Annotated in this window: 22 protein-coding genes; 9 read left to right on the forward strand and 13 right to left on the reverse strand. The window is 59.3% G+C overall.

Going from position 1 to position 23,643, the window contains the following annotated elements; genetic code table 11:
* Window positions 1-61: 61 nt before the first annotated feature.
* From IPJ76_18350 to IPJ76_18370, 5 genes are all read left to right on the forward strand, one after another.
* Window positions 62-1,015 (forward strand): glycosyl transferase, encoded by a 954-nt coding sequence (locus IPJ76_18350; GenBank protein QQR86517.1) that lies wholly within the window; start codon window positions 62-64, stop codon window positions 1,013-1,015.
* Window positions 1,016-1,357: 342 nt separating this feature from the next.
* A complete protein-coding gene (locus IPJ76_18355) occupies window positions 1,358-2,230 on the forward strand; it encodes a ParB-like nuclease domain-containing protein (protein QQR86518.1) in 873 nt (290 codons plus the stop codon).
* Between the two features lie 242 nt (window positions 2,231-2,472).
* Window positions 2,473-2,913 carry an SsrA-binding protein SmpB gene (smpB, locus tag IPJ76_18360; GenBank protein ID QQR86519.1) on the forward strand — a complete coding sequence of 147 codons (441 nt, stop codon included), beginning with the start codon at window positions 2,473-2,475 and terminating at the stop codon, window positions 2,911-2,913.
* A complete protein-coding gene (locus tag IPJ76_18365; protein QQR86520.1) occupies window positions 2,910-4,754 on the forward strand; it encodes a glycosyltransferase family 39 protein in 1,845 nt (614 codons plus the stop codon). Before smpB ends, IPJ76_18365 begins: the two co-directional genes overlap by 4 nt.
* Window positions 4,755-4,899: 145 nt before the next feature.
* Complete coding sequence (locus IPJ76_18370; protein ID QQR86521.1) at window positions 4,900-5,091, forward strand: hypothetical protein; 192 nt, start codon at window positions 4,900-4,902, stop codon at window positions 5,089-5,091.
* Window positions 5,092-5,372: 281 nt separating this feature from the next.
* On the opposite strand, the gene IPJ76_18375 is transcribed toward IPJ76_18370, so the two are convergent.
* Window positions 5,373-5,780: a hypothetical protein gene (locus tag IPJ76_18375; protein ID QQR86522.1), complete on the reverse strand. Its 408-nt coding sequence runs from the start codon at window positions 5,778-5,780 to the stop codon at window positions 5,373-5,375.
* A 19-nt stretch (window positions 5,781-5,799) separates the two neighbouring features.
* Window positions 5,800-6,564, reverse strand: a complete 765-nt coding sequence (locus tag IPJ76_18380; protein QQR86523.1) for a TerB family tellurite resistance protein — start codon at window positions 6,562-6,564, stop codon at window positions 5,800-5,802.
* 219 nt (window positions 6,565-6,783) lie between these two features.
* Between IPJ76_18380 and IPJ76_18385 the strand changes: the two genes are divergently transcribed.
* Genes IPJ76_18385 through IPJ76_18395 form a run of 3 tightly spaced genes read left to right on the forward strand, consistent with a single transcriptional unit; the run spans window position 6,784 to window position 8,823 of the window.
* The gene (locus IPJ76_18385) at window positions 6,784-7,671 is read left to right on the forward strand and encodes a WD40 repeat domain-containing protein (GenBank protein QQR86524.1); all 888 of its coding nucleotides are present in this window, start codon (window positions 6,784-6,786) and stop codon (window positions 7,669-7,671) included.
* Window positions 7,672-7,697: 26 nt separating this feature from the next.
* Window positions 7,698-8,195: a hypothetical protein gene (locus IPJ76_18390; GenBank protein QQR86525.1), complete on the forward strand. Its 498-nt coding sequence runs from the start codon at window positions 7,698-7,700 to the stop codon at window positions 8,193-8,195.
* Complete coding sequence (locus IPJ76_18395) at window positions 8,176-8,823, forward strand: CoA pyrophosphatase (protein QQR86526.1); 648 nt, start codon at window positions 8,176-8,178, stop codon at window positions 8,821-8,823. Before IPJ76_18390 ends, IPJ76_18395 begins: the two co-directional genes overlap by 20 nt.
* Here the strand turns inward: IPJ76_18395 and IPJ76_18400 are convergent.
* The 6 genes from IPJ76_18400 to IPJ76_18425 form a co-directional block, all read right to left on the reverse strand.
* Window positions 8,788-11,910 (reverse strand): hypothetical protein, encoded by a 3,123-nt coding sequence (locus IPJ76_18400; protein ID QQR86527.1) that lies wholly within the window; start codon window positions 11,908-11,910, stop codon window positions 8,788-8,790. The two genes, IPJ76_18395 and IPJ76_18400, sit on opposite strands and share 36 nt — an antisense overlap.
* A complete protein-coding gene (locus IPJ76_18405; protein QQR86528.1) occupies window positions 11,907-14,117 on the reverse strand; it encodes a tetratricopeptide repeat protein in 2,211 nt (736 codons plus the stop codon). The genes IPJ76_18400 and IPJ76_18405 overlap by 4 nt, the downstream gene beginning before the upstream one ends.
* A 169-nt stretch (window positions 14,118-14,286) precedes the next feature.
* A complete protein-coding gene (locus IPJ76_18410) occupies window positions 14,287-15,051 on the reverse strand; it encodes a DUF3575 domain-containing protein (GenBank protein ID QQR86529.1) in 765 nt (254 codons plus the stop codon).
* A gap of 138 nt (window positions 15,052-15,189) precedes the next feature.
* Window positions 15,190-16,008, reverse strand: a complete 819-nt coding sequence (locus IPJ76_18415) for an SDR family oxidoreductase (protein QQR86530.1) — start codon at window positions 16,006-16,008, stop codon at window positions 15,190-15,192.
* 53 nt (window positions 16,009-16,061) lie between these two features.
* A complete protein-coding gene (gene recN / locus IPJ76_18420) occupies window positions 16,062-17,711 on the reverse strand; it encodes a DNA repair protein RecN (GenBank protein ID QQR86531.1) in 1,650 nt (549 codons plus the stop codon).
* A gap of 207 nt (window positions 17,712-17,918) precedes the next feature.
* Window positions 17,919-18,296: a GxxExxY protein gene (locus IPJ76_18425; protein QQR86532.1), complete on the reverse strand. Its 378-nt coding sequence runs from the start codon at window positions 18,294-18,296 to the stop codon at window positions 17,919-17,921.
* A gap of 349 nt (window positions 18,297-18,645) precedes the next feature.
* Between IPJ76_18425 and IPJ76_18430 the strand changes: the two genes are divergently transcribed.
* Window positions 18,646-20,274: an acyl-CoA carboxylase subunit beta gene (locus tag IPJ76_18430; GenBank protein QQR88508.1), complete on the forward strand. Its 1,629-nt coding sequence runs from the start codon at window positions 18,646-18,648 to the stop codon at window positions 20,272-20,274.
* A 106-nt stretch (window positions 20,275-20,380) separates the two neighbouring features.
* Here the strand turns inward: IPJ76_18430 and IPJ76_18435 are convergent, their stop codons facing one another.
* The 5 genes from IPJ76_18435 to IPJ76_18455 all read right to left on the reverse strand — a co-directional run bounded on the left by IPJ76_18435 (window position 20,381) and on the right by IPJ76_18455 (window position 23,481).
* The gene (locus tag IPJ76_18435; protein ID QQR86533.1) at window positions 20,381-20,725 is read right to left on the reverse strand and encodes a transposase; all 345 of its coding nucleotides are present in this window, start codon (window positions 20,723-20,725) and stop codon (window positions 20,381-20,383) included.
* Entirely contained in the window at window positions 20,611-21,276 is a 666-nt protein-coding gene (locus IPJ76_18440; protein QQR86534.1) for an IS3 family transposase, read from the reverse strand. The genes IPJ76_18435 and IPJ76_18440 overlap by 115 nt, the downstream gene beginning before the upstream one ends.
* Window positions 21,277-21,299: 23 nt before the next feature.
* Window positions 21,300-21,566 carry a transposase gene (locus IPJ76_18445; protein ID QQR86535.1) on the reverse strand — a complete coding sequence of 89 codons (267 nt, stop codon included), beginning with the start codon at window positions 21,564-21,566 and terminating at the stop codon, window positions 21,300-21,302.
* Window positions 21,567-21,663: 97 nt separating this feature from the next.
* Window positions 21,664-22,866: a hypothetical protein gene (locus IPJ76_18450; protein QQR86536.1), complete on the reverse strand. Its 1,203-nt coding sequence runs from the start codon at window positions 22,864-22,866 to the stop codon at window positions 21,664-21,666.
* A 90-nt stretch (window positions 22,867-22,956) separates the two neighbouring features.
* A complete protein-coding gene (locus IPJ76_18455; protein QQR86537.1) occupies window positions 22,957-23,481 on the reverse strand; it encodes a hypothetical protein in 525 nt (174 codons plus the stop codon).
* Window positions 23,482-23,643 lie beyond the last annotated feature (162 nt).

Consider the following 23,643-nt stretch of genomic DNA (forward strand, 5'->3'; position numbering starts at 1 on the left):
GGCAAGCATTGCGACACAACCCGACCTCACAACAAAACATTTAACATAAACAAAAAATAATATGACAGACAGCGACAGTAGTGCAGAAAATGCAATTTCAAACCAAGTAACAATTGCTTACTTTATTTTGGTTCACAGGTTTCCAGAACAATTCAAGCGACTTTTCAAGGCACTCTATCACCCCGAAAACTACTATTTGATTCATTTAGATAAGAAAACGAGTATTGACATTTATAATGACATTAAAGATTTTTTGACCGAATTTCCGAGTACCTATATTTTAGAAAGTGAAAATGTTGTTTGGGGTGGTTATAGTATGGTTCAGGCAGAACTAAACGGAATGAATTATTTACTTAAATTAAACCTTAATTGGGATTTCTTCATTAATTTGAGTGGACAAGATTATCCATTAAAATCTCAAAAAATAATTAGAGAATATCTTACCCAAAACAAAGGGAACAACTTTATAAAAATTGCTGACCAGTTGGATGTAAGACCTGAAACAATGAACAGAATTGAAAACCATTTTGTAGAAACAGAAAATGGTATTAGTGGAATAACATTTAAAAGAGCATACTTGAAAGATGTAATACCATACATTGGCGGACAATGGATGATTTTAACAAGAGAATGTTGTGAATTTATTTGCAATAGCGGAGAAGCCAAAAAATTTGAAGATTATTATACCAACACACTTATTGCTGACGAATCTTTTTTTCAAACAGTTTTGATGAACACTTCATTTGAGGGAGTACTTATAAATGATGACAAGAGAGCAATTATATGGATACCAGATGGAGATATTAAATTACGACCGAAAACATTTACAGAAGACGACATAAAGTTTCTATTAGAGGGCGACAATTTATTTGCTCGAAAATTTGACGATAACTTAGACAACAAAATTATTGACAATATGGAAAAATACTTTAATCAACCATTAAACGGTAATAGTGTAAGAAATATGCCATCCGCTAACAAGGTATTGCGAAAAGCGGGGCTGAAGGAATTCTAATGAACATTTGTGCTAAAACAAACATTAGTAATTCTATTCAATTTCAGTACTAAAAATCGCCGCCTTCGGCAATACCCAATCCGTTGACCGCCATGCCGCTCAAAAGCAGCGGCACGTCGTACAACTACGAATTACAAGGCTGTACAGGAGTTAGGGTTCTGACCCTCAGGGACCCGCGTGGCAATTCAAGGCCCCCCTCATCTCAGTTCTTGAGGCGCTCGGCCAATTGAAAAACATAATTTATCAACAGCCGGGTCGAACCGGCCTGTGGTTGGTCGCGGGTGCTCACATTCGCCCCGCAGGGGCCCGGAAGGTTGCACGCCCAGGAAACCGAATGAACCAATGAGCACACAGAAGGAGAGCATTGAATGGGTGGCGGTGGCGGAAATCGTGCTGGGCACGAACGCGCGCACCATCAAACCCAGCAAAGACCGCATCAACGAGTATGCCCGCAGCATAGCCATGTACGGCATACTGGTGCCGCTGATCGCTGACAAGAAGGGCGATGGCTACCACCTGCAAGCGGGCTACACCCGTATGGCCGCCCTAGCCCAATTGAAAGAGGACAAGGCATTAACGGCCCTGGCCAAGATCAATGGCGTGGACCTGGAGCGTGTGCCGGTGCGCATCTACAAAGGCGACGACAAGGGCCGGCTGATGCTGCCCATCATCGAGAACAACTTCCACGACGTGATGAACGAAGTGGACGTGGCCACCCAAGTGAAGCACCTGCTGGACGCCGGCGAGGATGTGAAGAACCTCGAGGACTTCTTCGGCAAGGTGAAGTTCACGCTGCTGCTGAGCGTGCTGGCCCTGCCGCCTGAGGTGCAGGAGCTGATCAAGGCCGATCGCATCAAAGCGAGCACCGCCGTGAAGTTCGCCAAGGAGATACCCGAGCCAGCCAAGTTGCTGAAGGCTTTGAACAAGGCCACGGACAAGGTGGAGGAATTGTACAAGAGCGGCAAACGCAAGAACAAGCGCATCACCGAAGGTGTGCTGAAAGGCAAACAAACACCCATGAAGGTGGTGAACGATGTGGCCGCGCACCTGAAGACGAACAAGCTGAAGGGCGCGGACCTGCTGCTCAACTTCCTGCACGGCCTGCAGAGCGGCATGGACGCGCAGACCTTGCTTGAAGCGTTGGCCGAGGGCACCACCATACCAGCACCCCCGGTGAAGAAACGCGGGCGGAAGAAGAAGGTGGTGGAGGCGTGAGGGCCTGCTTGGGGGCTCTTCGAACTCTATCGGATCTTGGGCGCGCCGGACGTGAGACGCAAGTAGTAGCCAGGAGGCTGGAAGGTTCACACGGAGCCACGGAGGCACGGAGCGTCCGTGATGAAGTGGTGGACACGTGGGCCCAACTCCGTGCCTCCGTGGCTCTGTGTGCGCCTACGACAAAGCAGTGCTTGAAAACGCGCTGGACCAAGTCCGGACACTCTTTCCCGCATCTTCGCCGCGTGAGCACCATTGAGGCCAAGAACCGCAAAGCATCGTTCGAGTACCACTTGCTGGACACGTACGAGGCGGGCATGGTATTGATGGGCAGCGAGATCAAGAGCATCCGCGCCGGCGGGGCCAGCATCAACGAGGCGTTCTGCACGTTCCAAGGCGCCGACCTGGTGGTGCGCAACATGCAGATCAACCCCTACGGCACCAACGTGCATTTCGTGCACGAGCCCAAGCGCGACCGCAAGCTGCTGCTGCACGCGCGCGAGCTGGACAAGCTTAAGCGCAAGCTCCGCGACCAAGGTGTGACGATCGTGCCGTTGCGGCTGTTCGTCAATGCCAAGGGCTTCGCGAAGCTGGAGGTGGCCTTGGCCAAGGGCAAGAAGCTGCACGACAAGCGCGACAGCCTGAAGGAGAAGGACGTGAAGCGCGACATGGCGCGTGGCGAATGAGCACGCAATGGCTGCCCGGCGACCGCACCGAACGGTGGGTTTTCATGGGGTTGCTTGTGTTGGCTACGGTGCTGCGCTTGTGGAACCTTCCCAACCTGCCCTTCGCACACGATGAGCTGAGCGCGCTGCTCCGCCTCTACCCTTCTCTTGGTCAGACCATCCACGGTGGTGTGATGATCGGCGACACGCACCCGCCCGGCGTGCAGGTGTTCCTCTGGTGCTGGACGAACCTCTTCGGCACAAGCGAAGTGGCCGTGAAACTGCCGTTCATCCTGCTGAGCGTTGTGGCTTTGTTCTACTGGTACCGTGTTGCAAGCGCATGGGCCGGTGTCCAAGCCGCATTGCTCATAACGGCACTGCTGGCCACGGCGCAATACACCGTCATGTATGGGCAACTCGCGCGTCCTTATGCCTTCGGCTTCTTCTCGGTGGGGCTGATGGCCGATCAGTTGGTGCGCTTCGCGGCAGATGGCCGTCGCGCCCATCTTGTCGGCTTCGTTGCGGGTGCAGTCCTTTCTGCCTACGCACACCACTTCGCGTTATTGACCGCTGCTCTCTTGGCTTGCGCAGGACTTTGGCTCGTGCCGCGCGGGCATCGCCGTGGCTTTCTGCTGGCCTGCACCCTGGCAGTCCTGCTTTATGCGCCCAACGTCATCATCACCCTGCACCAGATGGGCATGGGCGGCCTTGCGTCGTGGCTGCATCCACCAAGTGCAACATGGATCCCTGACTACCTCGCCTGGGTGGTCATGTATTCGGTGCCACTGATGGCTTGTGTTGCCGCGTTGGTTGTTTGGAGCTTGTTCCAGCTAGCTCGCCACAACGGCTTGGGGGAACGGCTGTTCTGGACTTCGCTTTTGCTCGGCGTGGCGCCGCTCGCTATCGGTTATGCGTACAGCGTACAGCGGGCACCTGTACTCCAGTACAGTGTGCTCATCTTCTCGTTCCCCTTCCTGCTCATCGCGTTGTTCATGGGGCTGAAGGCGCTGCCACGCGGCATCACCATCGGTGCATGTGCTGTGCTCGCGGGGCTGTCCGTGTCCGCGCTGGTGCGTGACCGCCAGCACTACACGCTGTTGTACAACAGCCGTTACGAAGCCTATGCCGAAGCCATGGCCAGCGCTGGCCCGCAAGACCTCGTGATCATCGATGCGCAGTCGGCCATGCTCGAGCACTACCTCGACAAATGGAAGTTGAACGCCGGTGCGAACACCTTCACAGTGTCGCAGTTCGACAGCTTGGAGAAAGTGGTGCGGCTGCTCGCCAACGAAGAACTGCGCACGGCCACCATCGGGTTTGCGCCCAACTCGCCGCCTGATCTGCTTGCCGTGGTGCAGGAGCGGTTCCCGGTTGTTGAGCGCGTGGAGCATTTCTGCGAAGGCAGTTTGTACCGTTTCGTGAAGAGCGGGGTTGATGACCACTCGATGGCCTACTCCACTGCCAAACCCTGGTCGGACAGCACGGTGGTGGAATTCCCGGCGATCCTGGAGGCCAAGGTGGGCGATGTATGCACCGATGCGAACGCGTTGTTCGAGGTACGGGCCGTGCTACCTCGCTCGGCCCCTGATCCGGCTGAGCTGGAACTGGAGTTGTACGACGGCGGTGCTTTCGTGGGCTGGTTCGGCGCGCCCAAGTGGGCCGGCCTACCCCGCCCGGACGGCAGCAGAACGCTCCATCTGGCTTTCAGGGCAAGCGAGCATGATGCGTTCGTCCAGAACCTGCGCGTTCGGATGTTCCTGCGGAACAAGACAGGGCGCTGGTTGGGCACACCTGGACTTTCGTACCGCGGTCGCCCCGGCAACCCAGTGCTATACGGGCTGTATGCACCTGTTCCGCGCTAGCCATAAGCTACTGATATCCAGAGCAAAAGAGGAACGGCAATGGCTTATTGCGTGCCGTTCCTGAGCCATTAACCACCGTTAACCGATCGTTGACATCGGGCAGGCATCCCTCCCCCCCTGGTCCACGTCTTCTAGGTGGAACCACATGTCACGCGCTTACAAAATAGCCCTGATCCTGAAGAGCCGCACCAGCCTGCCGGTGTACAAGGATCTTACGAAGCTGAGCGATCGCGAGTTGGACGAACAGGTGGCCACCATGATCGGTCGGATGCGCCGCAATGAGAGCGCGGTGATCGCACGCATGGTGCAGCGCACCCCGACGTTCAGCCTGAACTGATCCGCCGCGAACGGCCGCTCCGGGATAACTCCCGCGGCTTGTTCATGCTTGCCCGTTGGCCGTTTTTATATTCGGCCCACGAAACGAAAGCCATGAGCAGCCACGATCACCACAACGATTTCATTCCACAAGAGGCCGAGCAGAACGAGATCGGCGGACCTGTGCTCGTAGCGCTCCTGACGCTAGGGATGATCGTGCTGATCATCTGGGCTTGGGGAGCCTGAACAAGCTTCAAGTCCCAAGTCCGAAGCTTTAAGCCTCAAGGGGCTGAAGAACCGGTCCTAAGCCTGCGGCTTCTTGGGCAGATCGCCTGAACGTTCCAAGTACTCGGTGCGCAGGACGATGGTGAACCAATCATTGTCCAAGGGCAGATAGCCGTACTCGAAGCAGAAGACGTAGGTGTTGCCCGTGGTCGTCTTGCTGATGTGCGTGTGGTAGTGGAAGTCGAATCCCTTCAACAGGAGCTTCTCGCGGTGCACACGCACCGGCTTGCCTTCAACCACCAGTTCCTCCAGGATGCGCCGATTGCGCCGCAGGATGTTGACGACGTTGCGGACGAAGTTGATGGACGTGTTGTTCGCGCTGTAGTTGAAGAGGCTGCGGCACGCGTCGTTGCAGAACTTCTTGTCGGCACGACCGTGCAGCACTTCGCCGCATTCCAGGCAGGTCCTCTGTTCGGCGGCTGGCATGTGCCGAATGTAACCGGCCCTAGTTCATTCCCCGTTCGCGCTGGATGCGCTCGTAGGCGTCCTGCACTTTCTTGAACTTCTCCGCGGCGGCCTTCTGCACGTCCTCGCCCATCTGCGCCACCTTGTCCGGATGGTGTTTCATCACCATGCGGCGGTAGGCCTTCTTCACTTCATCATCGCTGGCTGTCCGCTCCACTTCCAGGATCTCGTAGGCGCTGGCCGCACTGGGCTTGCGGAACATGGCGCTCATGCTGTCCAGGTCGCGCTCGCTGATGCCGAGGTAGGTAGCGATGCGGCGCACCATCTCACGCTCGGCCGCGTGAACGGAGCCATCGGCCGCTGCAATGCCGATGAGGAAGTGCACCAGTTGCAACCGCGCCGGGTGCGGGACGTTCTGCCGGATCTGCTCGCACACCTGGCCCACCGGAATATCGCGGTCCATGACATCGCGCAGCACCAGCAACAGATCACGCGCCTTGGCTTCGCCGAATTGTTGCAGGAAGAAGCGACGCACGAACTCCAGTTCTCGCTGCGTGGCCTTGCCGTCGGCTTTCATCACCGCAGCAGTAAGCACCACCAAGCTCATGGCGAAATCGCCGGGCGTGGCAAAACCCTCGTGCTGATGCGTGCGCTGTTGCTGGTGCGGCCGCCCTTGGCCAATGGTCTTCGCGCCGGCTTCGGCACTGCGATCGAACAGAGCTCCGAGCGTGAAACCCACCAACGCTCCGATAGGTCCACCCACTGCGAAACCCAACCCACCCACGATCCATTTCCCGTAGCTCATGGGTTCACCAGCTTCCTGCTGCCCCGCTGAGGCACGAACGGCCCATGTTGCTGTGCGGTGCCGGTTCCAGCGCGGTACGAGCTGTACAAATGGTCGTGTTGTTCACCGGAAAATTCTGCGGCCGAAAGTAGCTGCACCCGTTGATCAGGGGAACCTCCGCGTCGTTCAACCTGACGAGCGGTCAGTGTGCCCCACCAACGCACCTTTGCGCCTGCGATCATGCAAGTGCCCATCCCACATTCCGGTCATCGCGGCGGCGTCTATGCCGTGGTGAAGGAAACCCGCTCGACTTTCCTGAGCGCGGGAAGCGATGGCACCGTGGTGCGCTGGCAGACGGGATCGGCAACCGAAGGCATCGCCGTGGCCCAGTTGCCGCGACCGGTCTTCAGCTTGGCGCAGCGGGACAACCTCATGGTGGCAGGACTGGATGACGGTTCCGTCCATGTGCTTGACACTGCGACCCGGGCCGAAACACGCAACCTGACGCTCCACTCCAAAGGGGTGTTCGCTTGTGCTTGGACGGACAATGGTGCGCGTCTCCTGAGCCTTGGGGGCGAAGGCTCACTTGCGGTATGGCACTGGCCCACCATGGACCTGGAACGTCAGATCCTTTTGTCCGAAGCCAAGCTGCGATGTGCCGCCATCAGCACCAACGGGCATTGGTTGGCCGTAAGCGCGAACGATGGGCGAGTGCACGTCCTGGACACCGCCGACTTCAACGAACTGATCACCCTCGACGCACATGAAGGCGGAGCCTACGGCCTGGCTTTCCACCCTACCAAGCCCGTGTTGTTGACAGGCGGCCGCGATGGGAAACTATGCGCGTGGAAAATGGACGGGCAATGGAAGCGCGTGCTGGAGATCCCGGCGCACCAAGGCTCCATCTACAGTGCCATGTTCAGTCCCGATGGTTCGCGCTTGGCCACCGCCAGCCGGGACAAGACCATCAAGGTCTGGGATGCCACATCGATGGATCCACTCATGAAGCTCGACCGGAGCAACGGCGGCCATACCCATTCGGTGAACGCGTTGGTATGGCTCAGTGATCAATGGCTCGTCAGCGTGGGCGATGACAAGCGCGTGCTGCAATGGTACTTGAACCGGTAGCACGGTGCGCGCGGTACTTTGGCCGCATGCGCAAATTCCTCCTCCCCTTGATCGTGCTCGGCACCGCTTGCGGCAGCGGCGATGCATGCAAGGATCACTTCACTCCTTATGAGGATGTTGTCTCAGGCCGACTGCGGACGGAAAGAAATGCAGCGTTCATCGATGGCATGGCGCACTACGCGCAAGGCGACTTCTTGGAGGCTTCAACACTGCTGGCCACCCACGTTGAAGGATCGGACCATGAGCCGCTGCCCCGGCTCTACCTCGCGTGCTCTTACCTGGCAACGGGCAAGCCGTACGACGCCGAACTGCAACTGGACCTCATTGAACGCGACGACCACGACGCCTTCCGCGACCATGTGGATTGGTACCGCGCGCTGTGCCACGTGTGCAGCGACCAAGTACCCCGAGCGCGGACCGAACTGCAAGCGATCGTCGCCAAACCCCGGCACACATTCCACGCCCAAGCCGAAGCTCTCCTGAACGACCTACCCGATCGAACCAATGCGTGCATCGGCTGCTAACCTGGATCAACTTGAGGAGCAATTGACCGGCCCACTTCCCGGCCATGCAGGTTTTCTGGCATTGAGCGGCTGGCGCACGCAGGCCATTGAGGAGGCCCGCAAACGGGATGCGTCCCCGAAGGAGAGCGCCGTCATGGTGCTGTTGCACGATCGCGATGGCCGGCTGCAAACCACGCTGATCCAACGGCCCGAGTACGACGGCGTGCACAGTGGACAAGTCGCGTTCCCCGGGGGACGGCGCGAACCGGAAGACGTCGACCTATGGGCTACGGCGCAGCGCGAAATGCACGAGGAGATCGGCGTGCCGAGCGATGGTCTGCGGCTGCTGGGACGGTTGAGCGAGCTCTACATACCACCCAGCCGATCGCTGGTGAGCCCGCACGTGGCCTACCTGCCCTCCGCGCCGTCCTATGCACCGGACGCGCGAGAGGTGGCTGCTGTTTTCGAGGTTGCATTGTCGGACCTGCTTGCGCCCGCAGCGCTGGGCACGGCGCAACGCTATGTTCAGGTGGTAGAGGTCAAGGCCGATGTGGCCTGCTTCCACTTGGGAGGGCGCGAAGTGTGGGGTGCAACGGCGATGATGCTCTGGGAGCTACGCGAGCTCCTGCTCCGGATGCGCGATACCTAACTTGTCGCGATAGGTCTTGTTGGGCTTGGTCCCGTTGGTGTCGGCACTGTACGTCTCCTTGATGCGCATCACCAAGTACATGTCGATCTCGCCCTTGTTCTTGGCGTCCACCTTGCCTCGGTACACACACTCCACGATGTCCTTCACCAGTTCGTAGGTGGCACCGCTGATGTTCACCTCCCCGGCAACGCCGCTGCTCTCCATCCGGCTGGCGGTGTTCACCGTGTCGCCCCAGATGTCGTATGCGAACTTGCGCTTGCCCACTACGCCCGCAACGACCGGGCCCGTGTGCACGCCAATGCGCAGCACCCAGGGCTCCTTGCCGATGGCCTTCCGTTCCTCGGCCCAAACGCGCATGAGCTCGCGGATCTCCAACGCGGCTAGCACGGCCCGGTGCGCGTGGTGCGGATCGTTGGTGGGCACACCGCCGGCGCACATGTAGCTGTCGCCGATCGTCTTGATCTTCTCGATGCCGTACTTGTCGATGATGGCATCGAAGTGGATGAAGCAGTCGTCCAATTCGCTGACGAGCTCTTCGGGTGTCATGGATTCCGCCACGCGGGTGAAGCCCTTCATGTCCGTGAAGACCACCGTGGCCGCGTTGTGCCTGCGCGCCGTGGCCTTGCCCTTCTCCTTCAGTTCCTCGCTCACCTCCTTCGGCAGGATGTTCAACAACAGGTCCTCGATCTCCACCTTCTGCTTGCTGATCTCCTGGCTCTGTGCCACGACTTCCGCCGTGCGCTCCTCCACGCGTTGCTCCAGCACTTGGTTGCGCAGTCGAAGTGTTCGTTCGCGCACCTTGATGTACGACCATGCGCTCATGCCCATCACCACCACCAACGCGCTATAGAACCACCACGTGCGGTACCACGGCGGCAGTACATCAATGCGCAACTCCGCCGGTGGGTCGCTCCAGATGCCTGCGCGGTTCATCGCCTTTACCTTGAAGGTGTACTCACCGGCCGGAAGGCTGGGATAGTAGGCGTCGCTTTCGAAGGTGAGGGGTTGCCAGTCCTCTTCAAGCCCGTCCAGGATGTACTGATAGCGCACGGCCTCGGGATCGGTGAGGCTCACGCTGCCGTAGACGATGCGCAGGCCCTTGTCGTCGTGCGCGAGTTCGATGGTGGATGCCACCGGGCGGTCGACCAGGTCCACCTTGATGTTGCGGATGGACACGAGCGGCGCGATGGTCTTATCGGCTCCTTTGGTGCGCGCGATCTTGGTGGCACCGCGGGCAGTGCCGAACCAGATGTCGCCGTTGCGCGTCTTGCACACCGCGTTGGGTTTGGCTTCGATGCCCACGAACCCGCTGCGCGCAGTGAACGAGAGGAAGTCGTTCACTTTGGGCCGCCACTTGTTCAATCCCTTGTTGGTGGCCACCCACACATGGCCATCGTCGTCGGCCATGATCGAGCGGATGTTGTTGCTCAACAAGCCGCTCTCCATGCCATACGTGGTCTGCTGCTTGCCGTCCTTCAACACCACGATGCCTTGACCTTCGGAGCCGATCCACAAGCGACCCTCTTTGTCCTGGGTGAAGCAGGTGGGCGTGATCTGGCGGTCCAGGGAGACGGCCGCCGGTTTGCCGTTGTCCACGCGGGCGAGGCCTTTGGTGGTACCGGCCCAAACGGTTCCACGGTCGTCACGGAACAGCGCTGTCACGTTCCTTGATGGCAGCCCATCATTCTCATTGAACACGCTCGGGATGTTCGCGTTCACGTAGCGCACCAAACCATTGATCGTTCCGATCCACAATTCATTGGCCTGTCCGTTCTCCAACGCCGTAACGCGACCATCGGCGATGGCCGCCAACAGATCAGGATGCTCGATCATCGAATAACCGGGAGCGAGATCGATCAATCCCGTGGTTTCCATCCCGATCCACACGTGACCTCGTGAATCCTGCCGCATGCACCGCACACGATTGCTGGTGAGATCGCCTTGCTGCGCGGTGAGCGTCTTCACCCGGGCCGTGCTGTTGTTCGCAGCATCCAGGATGTTGATGCCGCCGTTGGTCCCGAACCAGATGCGGCCGTCCTGGTCTTCAAGGACGGCCCAGACCTGCGGATCCAACAAACCGTCCTGGTCGTTGAAGGTCAGGAAACGTTCCCCGCGGTAAAGGTCCAATCCATGGTCGTTGGTGGCAATGAGCATGTTGCCTTCGCGATCCCGCGCGATGGCCCGGATAACCACGCTGTGCAACCCGTTGTCCGTATCGAAGCGCTGCACCCCGTTCGGCTGCACACGGGCAAGACCCTTGTCCCATGTGCCCACCCAGATGTTCCCCTCTTCATCCTCTCCGAAGCAGGTCACGAAATTGCTCGGAAGGCCGGTCAACAGGTCGTAGGTGCTGCCCCGCTCGGTTCCACGGTCGAGCTTGAAGGCACCGCTCTGGATGCTCCCGAACCACAGATGTCCCTTCGAATCCTCAAAGACGGAGGTCACACCTTCGGGAACACCGTCAAGAGACAACGATGTGAAAGCGCCGCCCTTGACGTCGGAAAGCTTCACACTGCCGCCGTCTTCCATAACGCAGATGGAACCATCGCGCAACGCGAGCACCGCATTGATGTTGTCGCTCAATTTCTGCGCACTTCCGAACACTTGTGTCTTCAAAGCACCGTCAGCGCCGACTTCAAGCACTTTGTGCAGACCCTGCCCGTACGTGCCGAGCCAAACTGAACCATCAACGGCTTGCGCCATGCCCGTGACATCGGCGGTGAGCGCGCCGTTCGTCACCGCCAGCTTCCGGAAGGAACCGTTCTCCAAGAGCGAGATACCACCGTGCAGATGCCCCACCCACAGCCGCCCCTCCCTATCGATCATCAAACTGCGCGCACCATTGGGCGCCATACCCTCACGTTCGCCCATCGCCACAACGGCATTGCCATCGTAGCGAGCTAACCCCGCTTCCGTGCCCATCCACACCAGACCGGTGGAGTCTTGCACGATGCAATACACCTTGCTCGCGGGCAGCCCTTGCTCAACGGAGATGTTCTCGAAGTAGAAATCCTGGGCCGTGGAAGTCAGGCCAACTAGGAGGAACAGAGGCAACAGGATCCGCTTCACGCGCTTACGATCTCTCATCGCGTCAGTTCATAGAAGCTGGCATCGGCACCGGCGGCGTCGCTCACCACCAACGTGTTCGTTACGCTCTCGCTGTAGTTCTCGATGAGCCCTTTGAGCGGGCCGTAGTTGTAGAAGGTGTAGATGTCGTCCTTGCGGGCATCGGTGGGCACCCAGTAAGTGCGGCCGCTCACGGTGCGGCCGTGTCCGGCGTACCACACCAGCACGGTGTTCACCTTGTTGGTTCGCACCAGGTCGCGCAATTCGATGTTGAAGAAGCGCTCGATCTGCTGCTTGCTGAGGTTGCGCTTGGTGATGGTCTTCTGCACGCTGTACTTGGCGAAGGCCTTCTGCATCTTGGCCACGTCGTCCGCAGGACCTTGCAAGGCCGGGAAGTTCTTGTAGTCGGTGTTCTCGATCATGATCACCCAGGTGACACCGGTGGAACTGCTCACCGGTTTCTCCACGGGTTTGTCCGCTGGCTTGTCGGCCGGTTTGTCCGGGCGCACGGGTTCCACCACGGCCACAACGGGTTCGCGGCGCTTGATGCCGTAGCTGCGTTCTGATGTGTTGCCGTGCTGATCTTCTGCCCGCACGGTAACGCGATCGCGGCCTTCGATGGAGAGCTTGATGCTGAACTCGGTGTGCGTAGTGTCAGGGATGAAACTGGCCATGATGCCGTCCACAGTAATGGCGTGCACATGGCTGGCGTCGGTGGCGCGACCTTCCACGAACAGGTCCTTCCTTCCGGCATCCACGGTGATGATGCCATCGGCACTGGCCAATGGCTGAGTGAGTTCCAGCACCGGAGGAACGGCCTCGGTGCGCACCACGTCGAGCACCACGGAATCCATGTTGCCGTAAACGTCCATGGCCAGCACGCTGATGGACTTTGCGTTTGCCGCCAACGGCACGCTGCCGATGAACTGAGGGTCGCGTTCGTCCTTCGGGTAATCCACCGCTTGGCCGTTGACGGTGATGCGGTCCAGCAAACTCTTGTCGCGCACATAGCCGCTCACCTTCACCTGCTTCAGCGCGCTCGATACATGCACGGAGGTGCCTGCACGGTACGGCTCCAGCACGTTGATGACCGGCGCATCGCTCTCGCGCCCCATCTCGAACGCCTGCTTGGCAATGCGCGCTCGGCGCACTTCAATGTCTCGGCGTTGCTCGGGCCCGAAAGCTGTGTTGTCCCCCATGGCCTTCTTGGCAAGGTCGAGGTCCTTCACCGCGCCGTCCAGGTCGAGGTTCTTCTCCTTGCATTCGCTGCGCAACAGCAGCAACTGCGGTTCGTCCGGCTTCAACAGCAGGGCCTTGTTCAGGTCGTTCACGGCGTTCTGGTGCTGGCCGTGGCCGTGGTAGTACTGCGCGCGGTAGTGGTACACGTCCACGTCCTCGCGCCCAAGCGCAATGCACTTGCTGATGTCGTCGATGGCGCGGGCATACTCTTTCTGCAGGGCCAGCGCTTTGCTGCGGGTGAAGAGCGCGTCGGTGCTGCGCGGGTTCAGCTCGAGCGCCGTGGTGGTCTTGCCCACCGCCTGGTCCAGCGTGCGTAGCTGCATGGTGCTCGCCGTGTAGCCCTCGTACATCTTCAACTGCGTCTCGGCGTAGCCCACGTAGGCCTGCTCGTACATGTAGTTCCAGTCGATGACCTGCTGGAAATCCTCGGCGGCCTTGGAGTAGTCGCGGCGCTGCAAGGCCACAAGGCCGTGCAGGTAGTGCGTGTCCGTGGTCCGCTTTACACCGATGGCTGCTTCAGCACTGGTGTGCGCGCAATCGAGGTCGCTGGTGGCCAGGCAGGTGCGCGTGCGGCACTGCAAGGCCATCATGTGCTTCGGGTCCACGGTGAGGGCCCGGTCGCACATGGCCTTGGCCTCGTCATAGCGCTTCAGGTTGTACAGCGACCAAGCGGCTTTGTTCGCGTTCTCCGCGTTGCTCGGGTCAACTTCCACCAAGGCTTTGTAATCGTTGGCCGCATCACTCGCACGACCGGTGCGCTCGTACAGATCGGCCCGGCCGGTGAGCGCCTTCACGCTCTTCGGGTCCACCTGCACGGCCAGTGTGTAGCGCGCGATGGCCTCGTTCAGGTTGCCATCCTTCTCGAAGCTCTCAGCTTCCTTGATGAAGGCTTTGGCCCCTTGTCCGAAAGCAGCAAGACCCGGGAAAAGACCCAAGGTGAGCACGGCGATGGCAAGGCAGGAGGTGCGGGAGGTGAGCGTGGGGTGCATCCGTGGCAAAGCTGCATGGCAGACCTCGCAATCGCAATACCGCGAACGGTCGACTTGGGACGGGGGCCGGGGATCACCGCTCGCACCCGTGGAAGTCGTGCTTCTCGCCTACCGCCCACAACGCCAAAGGCCCCGGTGGTGGGGCCTTTGGAGCGAAAGCGGGAACGGATCAGAAAGCGTAGCCGATGCTGATACCACCACGCAGGATGGGAAAGAGCTTGCCCTCGAAATCAGCCCATGCCTGCGTAGTAGAAGCCCCTGCGGTAGGGTCCGTGAGGATGTCGCCGAGCATGAACACCTGCACATCAGCGTCGTCCTGGTACTTCTCGATGTTCTCCTTGATGGTGATGTAGTCCGCCAAGGTCAGGTCCGGGTCATTGGTTTCAAGGTGCACATTGCCGCTGGCCACACCTGCGCCAACCCCGATGTCCATGTACAGGCGCGGAGCGAGCAGGAACTGTGCACCGAGGCCCAAGCCACCGCCGAATGCACTGGCGTTGCCGTCCATCGCCCCTTTTATGATGCGGCCATCGTTGGTAACGTAGTCGTACGGCAGCTTGAAATCATAGTTGAAGTAGCGCAGGAAGACCTCGATATAGAAGCCGTGGAAAGTTTCACGCGGGTAGAAGCGGAAATACGGATTCACGAAGGGACCGCTGGGCTCCACTTCGCCGCTGTACGTCTGCCGTTCGCCATCAAGTTCACCGAGGGCTTCGACTTTGATGGTGCTGGGCAGCTTGTAGCCGGCCAAAAGACCAACGGAGGTCTTGCCCCCGGTCTTCTGCTCGTAGTTCAGGTTGATCGCAAGACCGGCGTAACCCGCAAGGTTGGTCTTGATGATGCGGCGTGGCTTGAACAGTTCTGCAACGGGGTCTTGTGCGTGCAGCGCGGGAAGGCCCAACAACAAGGTTGAGCAGAGCAGCAGGTGTTTCATCTCTAACAGGGGTAGGTGGAGGTTGGTGGGCGGGAGATCGAATGTAGGCGGCCCCGCGCCACACTGCAAATGACAATTGCCATTTGCACCGCGCCATGGCCCGGGCTGCGTGGCGGACCGTTGATCCGCCGTGGCTGATCAGCCTTCCTTCGAGAACTTGGCCATCACCTCCGGGGTGACGCCCGTGGTGCTGAACCCGCCATCGTGAAAGAGGTTCTGCATGGTGACGTAACGGGTGTAGTCGCTGAAGAGCGAGAGGCAATAGCGGGCACAGTCCTCGGCGGGGGCGTTGCCGAGCGGGCTCATGGCTTGGGCGAAACCGAAGAACCCGTCGAAGCCTTTGATGCCTGCACCGGCCGTGGTCATCGTGGGGCTTTGGCTGATGGTGTTCACGCGCACGCGCTTGGCCCGGCCCAGATGGTAGCCCCAACCGCGGGTCACGCTCTCCAGCAGGCTCTTGGCATCGGCCATGTCGCCGTAGTCGGGGAACACGCGCTGTGAAGCGATATAGGTGAGCGCCACACAGCTGCCGCCTTCAGCCAGGACATCGAGCCGGTGTGCGACCTGCAGCATGCGGTGGAAGCTCATGGCGCTCACATCGAGCGTCTGCTTGTACCACTCATAATTGAGGTCGGTGTAGGTCTTGCCTTTGCGCACGTTGGGGCTCATGCCGATGCTGTGCAGCACGAAATCGAGCTTGCCGCCCAGTTGCTGCACCGCTTCGGTGAAGAGCTTCTCCAGGTCGGCGTCGTTGGTGGCGTCGGCGGGGATGACAGCCGCACCGGTGCTGTCGCTGAGCTTCTTGATCTCGCCCATACGCATGGCCACCGGAGCGTTGGTGAGCACGAAACGGCCACCTTCGGCATGGGCCAGCTCGGCGACTTTCCAAGCGATGCTCTGATCGTTCAATGCGCCGGTGATGATGCCGCGCTTTCCGTTCAACAGTCCGTGGGCCATGGTGGTTCGTTGGATGCGGGCCGAATATAGCCGCCGCGTTCCGGGGCGGTCCGTCACTTGCCCTTCAACAGCACGCGTGCATTCTCCAGCGCGGCCTGCGTGGTCTTGCGGCCGCTGAGCATCTGCGCTACGGCCAGCACACGCTCTTCGTCGTCGAGGAACCGCAGGTTGGTGTGCGTGCCCTTGGCATCGGAGGTCTTGGTGACCAGCAAGTGCTCATCGGCCTTGCTGGCGATCTGCGGCAGGTGGGTGATGGTCACCACCTGACGTTGCTTGCCCATGCGGGCCATGAGTTCGCCCACACGATCGGCCGTGCCACCGCTCACACCGGTGTCGATCTCGTCGAACACGATGGTGGGCAGGCCAGTGCTCTGTGCGGCGAGGGTAAGCAGGGCCAGCATCACGCGGCTCACCTCTCCCCCGCTGGCCACGCGCTCCAACGGCTCGGGCGCGCGGTCGGCATTGGCGCTGAAACAGGCTTTGATGCGGTCGGCACCTGTGGGGCCCGGCTCCGCAACTTGGTGCTCGAACACGAAAACCGCGTGCGGCATCCCCAGTTCGTGCAACAACGTGCTCACCTGCTCGGCCAAGGGCGCCATGGCTTTGCGGCGGGCTTTCGATAGGCTATCGGCGAAAACGAGCAGCGCCTTCCGCGCGGCTACCTCTTCGAGCTCCAGCTGAACGATGCGATCGGCCATGGAACCGATCTCGCCGCAACGCGCGGTGAGCTGCTCGCACAGCGCGATCAGTTCGGCTTCGTCCTTCACCCTGTGCTTGCGCAGCAGACGGTTGATGGTGTCCACGCGCTCCGTCAAACGGGCGGCCTCGGCGGGGTCCATCTGCACCTGCTCGGCCTGGCGGGCGGCTTCGTCGGCAATGTCCTGCAGTTCGATGCGGGCGCTCTCCACGCGTTGGAGCAGTTGCGCCAGCGCGGTGTCGTGCGCGGCGGGTTTCTGAAGTTGTTGCTTGGCGGCGGCCACGGCGTTCAACGCGCCGTTCTCATCCGTAAGCGCGGCTTCCACGTTGAGCAGTGCGCGCAGCGTGCCTTCGGCGTTCTCGGTCCGCGCCAGGGCCTGCTCGGCTTTGGCGAGCTCGCCGTCCACGAGCTGCGCGGCTTGCAGTTCGTCGCTCTGGAACTTCACGTAGTCCAGTTCGGCCTGTGCCTTGGCCTCTTCTTCTTTCAGGTGCGCCAGTTCGCGGTCCAGCGTCCACCAAGCCGCGTGCAGCTCGGCACATTCGGCCACCTTGTCCTTCAGTCCGGCGTGGTGGTCGAGCAGGCGCAATTGGAAAGCGTGGTCGTGCAGCAGCAGCGTTTGATGCTGGCTGTGCACGTGCACCAGCCCGGCGGTGAGGTCGCGCAGCTGCTCCAGCTTCACCGGGGTGTCGTTGATGAAGGCCCGCGAGCGGCCGCCAGCATCCACCTGCCGGCGCAGCAGCGTGCGCGGCTCGAAGGGCAGTTCGTTCTCCGCGAACCAGGTCTTGCGGTCCTTGCCCACCTCCACCTCCACTTCCACGACGCACTTGCGCTGCGGGTCGCGGGCCACGTTGCCGTCCATGCGGTCGCCCATGGCCAGCCCTAAAGCTCCCAGCAGAATGCTCTTGCCGCTGCCCGTCTCGCCGGTGATGGCGGTGAGCCCTTTGCGCAGGTCGAGCTCCAGCTCTTCGATGAGCAGGTAGTTGCTGATGGAAAGGCGGGTGAGCATGGAGGCGAAGATGATGCGATCGGGGGATCCTCGTATGTCTTGGGGACATGTTGGGAAACGATCCGCAGAGTACAACTATCCGCACGGAAAGGACTGTCCACAGATGACACAGATGTCACGGATAAATACAACCGCCGAGCTGTCCGGGCATTTCATCTGTGTCATCTGCGCCATCTGTGGAAAAGGCCTGGGCGAGCTTGCGAGCCCCTACCTCGGCGTGAACACCATCCGCTTCACCTCCAACCGCGGACTTCCGAAGTTCAATAGAAGACCTCTTTCGATGCCGGTCGCCTTCAGGTAGTTCAGCAGCTGCGACTCCTCCACGCCGCTGAGCGCTCTCAACGCCTTCAGTTCCACTACAACCTCACCGTAGCAGATGAAGTCCGCGCGGAAGGACGTGTTCAGGCGCTCACCCTTGTAGTGTATCGGCAGTTCGACTTCCACAGCGAACGGAATGCCTCGGGCACGGAACTCTCGGGCCAATGCCTCCTGGTACACGCTCTCCAAGAACCCGGCACCCAACTCCGACTGCACCTCCATCGCCGCACCGATGATGGCATGCGTCTGTGGGTCGCGGTCGTCCATAGAGCAAGTATATCAGGGATGGACTATCCACAGGAAGAGCTATCCGCAGGAAGAACCTTCCACAGATGACGCAGATGACACAGATAAATACAGATGCCGAGCGGTCCGGGCATTTCATCTGTGACATCTGCGACATCTGTGGAAAAAGAAGGCGAGCCTGCGAGCCGCACTATCTGCGACGTCTGCGCCATCTGTGGAAAGCAAGGCGAGCCTGCGAGCCGCATTCTCTGTGACATCTGCGTCATCTGCGGAAAAAGAAGGCGAGCCTGCGAGCGCATTCATCTGTGACATCTGCGCCATCTTTGGATAACCCCTCTGCGGCCTACTTTCGGCTCCGATGGCAGAAAAGATCGACATCGAAGCCTCCAAGAACGAGGACTTCAACAAGCTGAAAGTCTCCGACCTCAACTCCCGCCTGAAGAAGATCCACCTCGGCGGCGGCGAAAAACGCATCGCCAAGCTCAAGGCCGATGGCAAGCTCACCGCCCGCGAGCGCATCGACGCCCTGCTCGACCCCAAGAGCCCGCGCATCGAGATCGGTGCCTTCGCGGCCGATGGCATGTACAAGGAACATGGAGGTGCCCCCAGCGCGGGTGTGGTGGTGGTGATCGGCTACGTGAGCAAGCGCCAATGCATCGTGGTGGCCAACGACGCCACCGTGAAGGCTGGCGCCTGGTTCCCTATGACGGGCAAGAAGAACCTGCGCGCGCAGGAGATCGCTATCGAGAACCGCCTGCCCATCATCTACCTCGTGGATAGCGCGGGCGTGTACCTGCCGATGCAGGACGAGATCTTCCCCGACAAGGAACACTTCGGACGCATCTTCCGCAACAACGCGGTGATGAGCAGCATGGGCATCACGCAGATCGCCGCCATCATGGGCAGCTGCGTGGCGGGCGGCGCCTACCTGCCCATCATGAGCGACGAGGCGCTGATCGTGGAGAAGACCGGCAGCATCTTTCTCGCCGGCAGCTACCTGGTGAAAGCCGCCATCGGTGAGGACATCGACAACGAGACCCTCGGCGGCGCCACCACGCACAGCGAGATCAGCGGTGTGACCGACTACAAGTGCAAGGACGATGCGGATTGCCTGAAGAAGATCCGCGCCATCATGGACAAGCTGGGCAACCCGAAGGACGCGGGCTTCAGCCGCGAGAAGTCACAAGCACCGAAGGCCGACCCGAAGGAGATCTACGGCATCCTCCCCTCCGAGCGCGCCAAACCCTACGACATGCGCGAGGTGATCGCGCGACTGGTGGACGACAGCGACTACACCGAATACAAGGAGGGCTACGGCCAGAGCATCATCACCGCCTACGCCCGCATCGACGGCTGGGCCGTGGGCATTGTGGCCAACCAGCGCAAGGTGGTGAAGAGCAAGAAGGGCGAGATGCAGTTCGGCGGCGTCATCTACAGCGACAGCGCCGACAAGGCCACGCGCTTCATCGCAAACTGCAACCAGAAGAACATCCCACTGGTCTTTTTGCAGGACGTCACCGGCTTCATGGTGGGCAGCCGCAGCGAGCACGGCGGCATCATCAAGGACGGCGCGAAACTGGTGAACGCCGTGGCCAACAGCGTGGTGCCCAAGTTCACCATCATCATCGGCAACAGCTACGGCGCCGGCAACTACGCCATGTGCGGCAAGGCCTACGACCCGCGCCTCATCGTGGGCTGGCCCAGCGCGCAAGTAGCCGTGATGGGCGGCGAGCAGGCCAGCAAGGTGATGCTCCAGATCGAAGTGGCCGCGCTGAAAGGCAAGGGCGAAACGATCACTCCCGAGAAGGAAGCCGAACTGCTGAACAGGATACGCGGGAAGTATGAGGAGACGATCAGCCCGTACTATGCGGCGAGCCGGCTGTGGCTGGATGCGGTGATCGATCCGTTGGAGACGCGGACGTGGGTGAGTTTGGGGATAGAGGCTGCGAGCCAGGCTCCGGCGACGCGGGCGTTTAATATGGGGGTGTTGCAGACGTGATGTGGCTGGGCGTGCCCCCGCCTCAAATGCAGGCGGGGTCCGGCTTTCCGCTGCAAGTCCGCACTCGTCGTTCCTCCTCGCTTGCGGGCTTGTAAGCACCCCCATTTTAGGCGCAGCGGTTTGTAAAGGTACTTTTGAGTGTGGTGGTGTTGTGGATGTCCTGTTGAACTGTGGGGAAGTCCGCGCGTGAGCCTGTGTAGTGGGCAGGGAGTTGTCCACATTTCAACAGGAACGCACGGGGCGATAAGCGCAGCAACGACCTGTGCGGGCGCTGGTTGTTATAGCGCCACATCCACTCTTGCGTGATGGTGCGTACTTGGTCCAGGCGTTCGAAGATCACGCATTGAGCACTTCGGTCCGGTACGTTTTGTTGAAGCGCTCGACCAAGCCGTTCTGCATGGGCATGCCCGGCTGGATGTAGGTGAAGGCGATCCCGTTGGATGTGGCCCATTCCTGCATGGCGTGTGCGATGAACTCCGGGCCATTGTCCATGCGAAGGCGTTCGGGCTTACCACGCCAGGCGATCAGCTGGTCCAGCTCACGGATCACGCGTGCAGCAGGCAGAGAGGTGTCGACCGCTATGCACAAGGCTTCCCGGTTGAAGTCATCGATCACGTTGAAAGTGCGGTACTTGCGACCGGTCACCAGCGCATCGCTCATGAAGTCCATGCTCCAAGTGATGTTCGGGCCGATGGGCAGCACGATCGGGTCCTTCACCCGCTCGGGCACCCGGCGCTTCGTACGCCTGCGCAAGTGCAGGTCCGCCTCCTTGTAGAGCCTGTGCACCCGCTTGTGGTTGGCCCCGGTCCCCTCAGTGACCATCTGGTCGAAGGTCAGACCGAACCCCCATGTGGGGTTCTGATCCACCACTCGCATCATGTGCTCGATCACTTCCGCATCGTTCTTCTCCTTGGGCGCATAGCGATACACGCTCGCACTCAAGTTCAACAGCTTGCAGGCCCGGCGTTCGCTGTACTGGCGCTGTTCGACCAGTCGGCGCACGACCTCTCGTTTGTCGTCCGGGCCTACAACTTTCCCTCGATGATCTCCTTGAGCACCTGGCGGTCCATCTGGGCCTCGGTGTACATCTTCTCAAGGCGCGCATACTTGGCCTTCAGCTCCTTGAACTCCTTGAGCTGGTTGGCGTCCAGGCCGCTGTACTTGGCCTTCCACTGGTAGAACGTCGGCTGGCTCACGCCATGTTCCCGGCACACGTCCGAGACCTTCTTGCCTGCCTCATGCTCGCGCAGCATCGCAATGATCTGCGTCTCGGTGAATCTGCTCTTTCTCATCCTGATCAAGTTTAGGTGGTTCTACTTCCACCTGCACCTGTTTCAGGGGGTGCTTACAGGCTTTCCGCTGCAATCCGTCACGCAAAATCAGAGCAGTCTACCCTACAGGAAAGCCCACCGGGAAACCGTCAAAGAACTCCGGCTTGATCTTGTTCACGATTGCGTCATGGCGCTGTTGCCCTATGGCGACAAGCTCCTCCGTTTGGTAGTCATTCGCATCTCGGCCACTTACGCTGATATCCTCCAGCCATTGGTGGATAGTTCCGGCATTCTCCTTTTGATTGACGGCAAAGTCCATCATGCCCTGCTCCGCATAACCCAACGAAGACCGGTAGTGGTCTGAAATAGCGAGCACTTCCCGCAATCCTCCATAGGTCAGAAACGCAGTAATGTCCGCACCATGCTGACAGGACATGATCATGCGCGCGCGATTTGCAAGTGACTCGTAGGCCTTGTTGCCGTAGAGCCCAATACTTGATGACAGGAACATGTAGCCACTGATGAACAAGTGGAAAGTGTTGAGGTCTCTAGGTATTCGCGCAATCAGTTCACGTGAGAACAGTTGGGCAATGGATGACCCTACGGAATCCGCGAAGAGGGTGTCCCAGTATGCGCGCTTGTTCCGCACCCCAATGGACGATGCTTGAAGAAGGTGGTAGAACGCGTTGTCCAACTTGCCCAAGTACAGATAGCGCGAGCCAAGGCTGAAATGGACATACGGGTGAGCAACTGCTGTGTAACGGCCACGCACTTCCCCAAGGGCTTCGAGACTCCCGGCAGAAAAGAACTCTTGATTGAAGCGAGCGAACCATTCCGGTATCGCACCGCCACTCCCAGTCGCGGGACCAGTTTGCGTGCGACTGATGAGATAGGTCTCCATCACATCGCAGAAATCCTTGAGTTGCGCATACGTCCCGTTCGTCCTCATCTGTTGAACATGGGAGGCCAATAACGCCTGGCAATCTCCATAGTTCTGAGCTGAGCCAAAGCTTCCACGATGATTGGCTTGCATAGACTCCAACTTCTGTCGAAGAATCTGGCCGTTGTCATAGGATAGATGTCCTCCTGCAAGGCCCTGCGCAATCAGGTTCAATCCTAACTCCATTCGGTTGCTCTTCATGTATGCCATCGAGAGCTTGTCGAAGACGTTGATGTTGGCTGGGTCATAGGCCCGAACGTCCTCGAGAATCTCACACCGGTCCTTTGGTGGCAACAAACTCAACAGGGACATGACAGGTGGCTCCGAACCGAATCGGCGCTGTTTGAAATAACCAATGAAACCCAAGTGCTCTGCTCCCATGACCTTCTGTTTACCCAAACATAGTAAACCAGCTTCAATAAATGAGGCCTCCGCCAGGCTGACTGGCTACTTGGCATATGCCGCGAATGACTACGGTCCGAAGAGAACCACCGGTGTGTAGGAAAGGATCGCATGCGCGCGAGCGAACATCGGTTTCATACTAGCAATATCGAGGACTTGGGCATCAAACACCTTTGCACCGTTCTGGTCCTCCGTGTACCGAAACGACGATGCGCTTGGCATCAACCTGATCAGACTTTCCATGCACATACACTCTGCTCGGAAGTAGGCGAGCGTGTCATCGTCCATCCTACCCTGCTCGACCACCAATGCAACGAACTTTCTGTGAAGCTTGCTTAGGTCATGTGTGTTCGCCATCTGTTGACCTGAAGCGTTCTGACCTTCTTGGATCATACACTGAATATTGGCTTTAAGTCCAACCTCGAGAGCATGTCTCATCAAATACAGCAACGGGTAGCTGCAATGGTCGGCGGAAAACGAAGTCTGTTCAATCGCCCTGTACAGATAATCGACCGCACGGGCATATTGGCCGAATACACCCATGAATCCTTGGGGGTATTGCCCCGGCCGTACTTCGAATTGACCTCTTCTCATGACGCCAATTTAATGCGACTGAGAATCACCGGTTGAACCGGTCCCCTTTCCAATTCATCGGGTTGTCGCGCGTTGGGGCCTATCATTATCGGCCCGCCCCGCCACCGAACCGGTCGTGTCGCCAATTCATCGGGTTTTCGCGGATGTATTTCGTCCGCCGTA

The organism is Flavobacteriales bacterium, from assembly GCA_016699575.1.
In the GTDB taxonomy this organism is placed as follows: domain Bacteria; phylum Bacteroidota; class Bacteroidia; order Flavobacteriales_F; family PHOS-HE28; genus PHOS-HE28.

What these genes read in the sequence shown, in the direction of transcription:
- IPJ76_18425 (QQR86532.1), bottom strand. Translation starts at nt 18,296, where the DNA reads ATGGACGACCGCGACCCACAGACGCATGCCATCATCGGTGCGGCGATG.
- IPJ76_18365 (QQR86520.1), top strand. Translation starts at nt 2,910, where the DNA reads ATGAGCACGCAATGGCTGCCCGGCGACCGCACCGAACGGTGGGTTTTC.
- IPJ76_18400 (QQR86527.1), bottom strand. Translation starts at nt 11,910, where the DNA reads ATGAGAGATCGTAAGCGCGTGAAGCGGATCCTGTTGCCTCTGTTCCTC.
- IPJ76_18435 (QQR86533.1), bottom strand. Translation starts at nt 20,725, where the DNA reads ATGGGCCACATCCAACGGGATCGCCTTCACCTACATCCAGCCGGGCAT.
- IPJ76_18390 (QQR86525.1), top strand. Translation starts at nt 7,698, where the DNA reads ATGCGCAAATTCCTCCTCCCCTTGATCGTGCTCGGCACCGCTTGCGGC.
- IPJ76_18410 (QQR86529.1), bottom strand. Translation starts at nt 15,051, where the DNA reads ATGAAACACCTGCTGCTCTGCTCAACCTTGTTGTTGGGCCTTCCCGCG.
- IPJ76_18395 (QQR86526.1), top strand. Translation starts at nt 8,176, where the DNA reads ATGCGTGCATCGGCTGCTAACCTGGATCAACTTGAGGAGCAATTGACC.
- IPJ76_18450 (QQR86536.1), bottom strand. Translation starts at nt 22,866, where the DNA reads ATGGGAGCAGAGCACTTGGGTTTCATTGGTTATTTCAAACAGCGCCGA.
- IPJ76_18385 (QQR86524.1), top strand. Translation starts at nt 6,784, where the DNA reads ATGCAAGTGCCCATCCCACATTCCGGTCATCGCGGCGGCGTCTATGCC.
- IPJ76_18415 (QQR86530.1), bottom strand. Translation starts at nt 16,008, where the DNA reads ATGGCCCACGGACTGTTGAACGGAAAGCGCGGCATCATCACCGGCGCA.
- IPJ76_18355 (QQR86518.1), top strand. Translation starts at nt 1,358, where the DNA reads ATGAGCACACAGAAGGAGAGCATTGAATGGGTGGCGGTGGCGGAAATC.
- IPJ76_18375 (QQR86522.1), bottom strand. Translation starts at nt 5,780, where the DNA reads ATGCCAGCCGCCGAACAGAGGACCTGCCTGGAATGCGGCGAAGTGCTG.
- IPJ76_18455 (QQR86537.1), bottom strand. Translation starts at nt 23,481, where the DNA reads ATGAGAAGAGGTCAATTCGAAGTACGGCCGGGGCAATACCCCCAAGGA.
- IPJ76_18380 (QQR86523.1), bottom strand. Translation starts at nt 6,564, where the DNA reads ATGAGCTACGGGAAATGGATCGTGGGTGGGTTGGGTTTCGCAGTGGGT.
- IPJ76_18405 (QQR86528.1), bottom strand. Translation starts at nt 14,117, where the DNA reads ATGCACCCCACGCTCACCTCCCGCACCTCCTGCCTTGCCATCGCCGTG.
- IPJ76_18350 (QQR86517.1), top strand. Translation starts at nt 62, where the DNA reads ATGACAGACAGCGACAGTAGTGCAGAAAATGCAATTTCAAACCAAGTA.
- IPJ76_18370 (QQR86521.1), top strand. Translation starts at nt 4,900, where the DNA reads ATGTCACGCGCTTACAAAATAGCCCTGATCCTGAAGAGCCGCACCAGC.
- recN (QQR86531.1), bottom strand. Translation starts at nt 17,711, where the DNA reads ATGCTCACCCGCCTTTCCATCAGCAACTACCTGCTCATCGAAGAGCTG.
- IPJ76_18445 (QQR86535.1), bottom strand. Translation starts at nt 21,566, where the DNA reads ATGAGAAAGAGCAGATTCACCGAGACGCAGATCATTGCGATGCTGCGC.